Source organism: Pseudomonas sp. WS 5027 (assembly GCF_012985695.1).
Classification (GTDB): Bacteria; Pseudomonadota; Gammaproteobacteria; order Pseudomonadales; family Pseudomonadaceae; genus Aquipseudomonas; species Aquipseudomonas hygromyciniae.
In genome coordinates, this window is record NZ_JAAQWU010000047.1 from 1 (window position 1) to 5,337 (window position 5,337).

Consider the following 5,337-nt stretch of genomic DNA (forward strand, 5'->3'; position numbering starts at 1 on the left):
GGGGTTTCGGAATTTAATCTTGACGATGACCTACTCTCACATGGGGAAACCCCACACTACCATCGGCGATGCATCGTTTCACTACTGAGTTCGGGATGGGATCAGGTGGTTCCAATGCTCTATGGTCGTCAAGAAATTCGGGTACTGAGTCGTGGCAAGAATGCCTCGCTTCAGCAAATTGGGTATGTAATAGAAGTCGGTGTTTGCAAGATCGAACTTTCGGTTCATTTCGTCTTCACACACCGCAATCTGGCCTTTCGACGCAAATTGCTTGGGTGTTATATGGTCAAGCCTCACGGGCAATTAGTATTGGTTAGCTCAACGCCTCACAGCGCTTACACACCCAACCTATCAACGTCGTAGTCTTCGACGGCCCTTCAGGGAACTCAAGGTTCCAGTGAGATCTCATCTTGAGGCTAGTTTCCCGCTTAGATGCTTTCAGCGGTTATCTATTCCGAACATAGCTACCCGGCAATGCCACTGGCGTGACAACCGGAACACCAGAGGTTCGTCCACTCCGGTCCTCTCGTACTAGGAGCAGCCCCTCTCAAATCTCAAACGTCCACGGCAGATAGGGACCGAACTGTCTCACGACGTTCTAAACCCAGCTCGCGTACCACTTTAAATGGCGAACAGCCATACCCTTGGGACCGGCTTCAGCCCCAGGATGTGATGAGCCGACATCGAGGTGCCAAACACCGCCGTCGATATGAACTCTTGGGCGGTATCAGCCTGTTATCCCCGGAGTACCTTTTATCCGTTGAGCGATGGCCCTTCCATACAGAACCACCGGATCACTAAGACCTACTTTCGTACCTGCTCGACGTGTCTGTCTCGCAGTCAAGCGCGCTTTTGCCTTTATACTCTACGACCGATTTCCGACCGGTCTGAGCGCACCTTCGTACTCCTCCGTTACTCTTTAGGAGGAGACCGCCCCAGTCAAACTACCCACCATACACTGTCCTCGATCCGGATAACGGACCTGAGTTAGAACCTCAAAGTTGCCAGGGTGGTATTTCAAGGTTGGCTCCACGCGAACTGGCGTCCACGCTTCAAAGCCTCCCACCTATCCTACACAAGCAAATTCAAAGTCCAGTGCAAAGCTATAGTAAAGGTTCACGGGGTCTTTCCGTCTAGCCGCGGATACACTGCATCTTCACAGCGATTTCAATTTCACTGAGTCTCGGGTGGAGACAGCGCCGCCATCGTTACGCCATTCGTGCAGGTCGGAACTTACCCGACAAGGAATTTCGCTACCTTAGGACCGTTATAGTTACGGCCGCCGTTTACCGGGGCTTCGATCAAGAGCTTCGCGTTAGCTAACCCCATCAATTAACCTTCCGGCACCGGGCAGGCGTCACACCCTATACGTCCACTTTCGTGTTTGCAGAGTGCTGTGTTTTTAATAAACAGTCGCAGCGGCCTGGTATCTTCGACCGGCATGAGCTTACGGAGCAAGTCCTTCACCCTCACCGGCGCACCTTCTCCCGAAGTTACGGTGCCATTTTGCCTAGTTCCTTCACCCGAGTTCTCTCAAGCGCCTTGGTATTCTCTACCCAACCACCTGTGTCGGTTTGGGGTACGGTTCCTGGTTACCTGAAGCTTAGAAGCTTTTCTTGGAAGCATGGCATCAACCACTTCGTCACCCAAAGGGTAACTCGTCATCAGCTCTCGGCCTTAGAATCCCGGATTTACCTAAGATTCCAGCCTACCACCTTAAACTTGGACAACCAACGCCAAGCTGGCCTAGCCTTCTCCGTCCCTCCATCGCAATAACCAGAAGTACAGGAATATTAACCTGTTTTCCATCGACTACGCTTTTCAGCCTCGCCTTAGGGACCGACTAACCCTGCGTCGATTAACGTTGCGCAGGAAACCTTGGTCTTTCGGCGTGGGTGTTTTTCACACCCATTGTCGTTACTCATGTCAGCATTCGCACTTCTGATACCTCCAGCAAGCTTCTCAACTCACCTTCACAGGCTTACAGAACGCTCCTCTACCGCATCACCCGAAGGTGATACCCGTAGCTTCGGTGTATGGTTTGAGCCCCGTTACATCTTCCGCGCAGGCCGACTCGACTAGTGAGCTATTACGCTTTCTTTAAAGGGTGGCTGCTTCTAAGCCAACCTCCTAGCTGTCTAAGCCTTCCCACATCGTTTCCCACTTAACCATAACTTTGGGACCTTAGCTGACGGTCTGGGTTGTTTCCCTTTTCACGACGGACGTTAGCACCCGCCGTGTGTCTCCCATGCTCGGCACTTGTAGGTATTCGGAGTTTGCATCGGTTTGGTAAGTCGGGATGACCCCCTAGCCGAAACAGTGCTCTACCCCCTACAGTGATACATGAGGCGCTACCTAAATAGCTTTCGAGGAGAACCAGCTATCTCCGAGCTTGATTAGCCTTTCACTCCGATCCACAGGTCATCCGCTAACTTTTCAACGGTAGTCGGTTCGGTCCTCCAGTTAGTGTTACCCAACCTTCAACCTGCCCATGGATAGATCGCCCGGTTTCGGGTCTATTCCCAGCGACTAGACGCCCTATTAAGACTCGCTTTCGCTACGCCTCCCCTATTCGGTTAAGCTCGCCACTGAAAATAAGTCGCTGACCCATTATACAAAAGGTACGCAGTCACCCAACAAAGTGGGCTCCCACTGCTTGTACGCATACGGTTTCAGGATCTATTTCACTCCCCTCTCCGGGGTTCTTTTCGCCTTTCCCTCACGGTACTAGTTCACTATCGGTCAGTCAGTAGTATTTAGCCTTGGAGGATGGTCCCCCCATATTCAGACAAAGTTTCTCGTGCTCCGTCCTACTCGATTTCATGACTAAGAGATTTTCGCGTACAGGGCTATCACCCACTATGGCCGCACTTTCCAGAGCGTTCCGCTAATCTCAAAGCCACTTAAGGGCTAGTCCCCGTTCGCTCGCCACTACTAAGGGAATCTCGGTTGATTTCTTTTCCTCAGGGTACTTAGATGTTTCAGTTCCCCTGGTTCGCCTCTTACGCCTATGTATTCAGCGTAAGATAACCATCTTATGATGGCTGGGTTCCCCCATTCAGACATCTCCGGATCAAAGTCTGTTTGCCGACTCCCCGAAGCTTTTCGCAGGCTACCACGTCTTTCATCGCCTCTGACTGCCAAGGCATCCACCGTATGCGCTTCTTCACTTGACCATATAACCCCAAGCAATCTGGTTATACTATGAAGACAACATTCGCCGAAAATTCGATAATACTCAGTTACGAGTAACTCACAAATTTTACCTTAGCCTGATCCGTTACCAGTGAAAGTAACGTTCAGTCTATCTTTCTATCACATACCCAAATTTTTAAAGAACGAACTAGTCAAAGACTAGAAATCAACATTCACCATCACAACGATGGAATGCTCATTTCTAAGCTTTATACAAACAGAAGCAGTAGTGGTGGAGCCAAACGGGATCGAACCGTTGACCTCCTGCGTGCAAGGCAGGCGCTCTCCCAGCTGAGCTATGGCCCCGTATTTCTACAGGCGTTTCCCACACAAAATTGGTGGGTCTGGGCAGATTCGAACTGCCGACCTCACCCTTATCAGGGGTGCGCTCTAACCAACTGAGCTACAGACCCAATTTCGGGCGGCTTCTTTTCGTCTTCTTCAATGAATCAAGCAATTCGTGTGGGAACTTATGGAGCAGCTGATGTCGTCGATTAAGGAGGTGATCCAGCCGCAGGTTCCCCTACGGCTACCTTGTTACGACTTCACCCCAGTCATGAATCACACCGTGGTAACCGTCCTCCCGAAGGTTAGACTAGCTACTTCTGGTGCAACCCACTCCCATGGTGTGACGGGCGGTGTGTACAAGGCCCGGGAACGTATTCACCGCGACATTCTGATTCGCGATTACTAGCGATTCCGACTTCACGCAGTCGAGTTGCAGACTGCGATCCGGACTACGATCGGTTTTGTGGGATTAGCTCCACCTCGCGGCTTGGCAACCCTCTGTACCGACCATTGTAGCACGTGTGTAGCCCAGGCCGTAAGGGCCATGATGACTTGACGTCATCCCCACCTTCCTCCGGTTTGTCACCGGCAGTCTCCTTAGAGTGCCCACCATAACGTGCTGGTAACTAAGGACAAGGGTTGCGCTCGTTACGGGACTTAACCCAACATCTCACGACACGAGCTGACGACAGCCATGCAGCACCTGTCTCAATGTTCCCGAAGGCACCAATCTATCTCTAGAAAGTTCATTGGATGTCAAGGCCTGGTAAGGTTCTTCGCGTTGCTTCGAATTAAACCACATGCTCCACCGCTTGTGCGGGCCCCCGTCAATTCATTTGAGTTTTAACCTTGCGGCCGTACTCCCCAGGCGGTCAACTTAATGCGTTAGCTGCGCCACTAAGAGCTCAAGGCTCCCAACGGCTAGTTGACATCGTTTACGGCGTGGACTACCAGGGTATCTAATCCTGTTTGCTCCCCACGCTTTCGCACCTCAGTGTCAGTATCAGTCCAGGTGGTCGCCTTCGCCACTGGTGTTCCTTCCTATATCTACGCATTTCACCGCTACACAGGAAATTCCACCACCCTCTACCATACTCTAGTCAGTCAGTTTTGAATGCAGTTCCCAGGTTGAGCCCGGGGATTTCACATCCAACTTAACTAACCACCTACGCGCGCTTTACGCCCAGTAATTCCGATTAACGCTTGCACCCTCTGTATTACCGCGGCTGCTGGCACAGAGTTAGCCGGTGCTTATTCTGTCGGTAACGTCAAAATTGCAGAGTATTAATCTACAACCCTTCCTCCCAACTTAAAGTGCTTTACAATCCGAAGACCTTCTTCACACACGCGGCATGGCTGGATCAGGCTTTCGCCCATTGTCCAATATTCCCCACTGCTGCCTCCCGTAGGAGTCTGGACCGTGTCTCAGTTCCAGTGTGACTGATCATCCTCTCAGACCAGTTACGGATCGTCGCCTTGGTGAGCCATTACCCCACCAACTAGCTAATCCGACCTAGGCTCATCTGATAGCGCAAGGCCCGAAGGTCCCCTGCTTTCTCCCGTAGGACGTATGCGGTATTAGCGTCCGTTTCCGAACGTTATCCCCCACTACCAGGCAGATTCCTAGGCATTACTCACCCGTCCGCCGCTCTCAAGAGAAGCAAGCTTCTCTCTACCGCTCGACTTGCATGTGTTAGGCCTGCCGCCAGCGTTCAATCTGAGCCATGATCAAACTCTTCAGTTCAAACATCTTTGGGTTTTTAAGAAACCCTAAACTTGGCTCAGCAATCGTTGGTTACATCTTTGATTTCTCGCGGAGTAACTTGTGATGCTGATAATCTTGTTGACTATCAG

General features: G+C 51.3%; 2 tRNA genes and 3 rRNA genes. All 5 read right to left on the reverse strand.

The window, feature by feature from the left end:
* Window positions 1-17: 17 nt before the first annotated feature.
* The 5 genes from rrf to HBO09_RS28555 all read right to left on the reverse strand — a co-directional run bounded on the left by rrf (window position 18) and on the right by HBO09_RS28555 (window position 5,227).
* Window positions 18-133, reverse strand: a 5S ribosomal RNA gene (rrf, locus tag HBO09_RS28535).
* Window positions 134-282: 149 nt separating this feature from the next.
* Window positions 283-3,176: ribosomal RNA gene (locus tag HBO09_RS28540) — 23S ribosomal RNA — on the reverse strand.
* Between the two features lie 249 nt (window positions 3,177-3,425).
* Window positions 3,426-3,501, reverse strand: a tRNA-Ala gene (locus tag HBO09_RS28545).
* A gap of 30 nt (window positions 3,502-3,531) precedes the next feature.
* Window positions 3,532-3,608 (reverse strand) — tRNA-Ile (locus tag HBO09_RS28550).
* Between the two features lie 82 nt (window positions 3,609-3,690).
* Window positions 3,691-5,227, reverse strand: a 16S ribosomal RNA gene (locus HBO09_RS28555).
* The 16S, 23S and 5S rRNA genes sit together here with 2 tRNA genes alongside, the layout of an rRNA operon.
* Window positions 5,228-5,337: the final 110 nt, after the last annotated feature.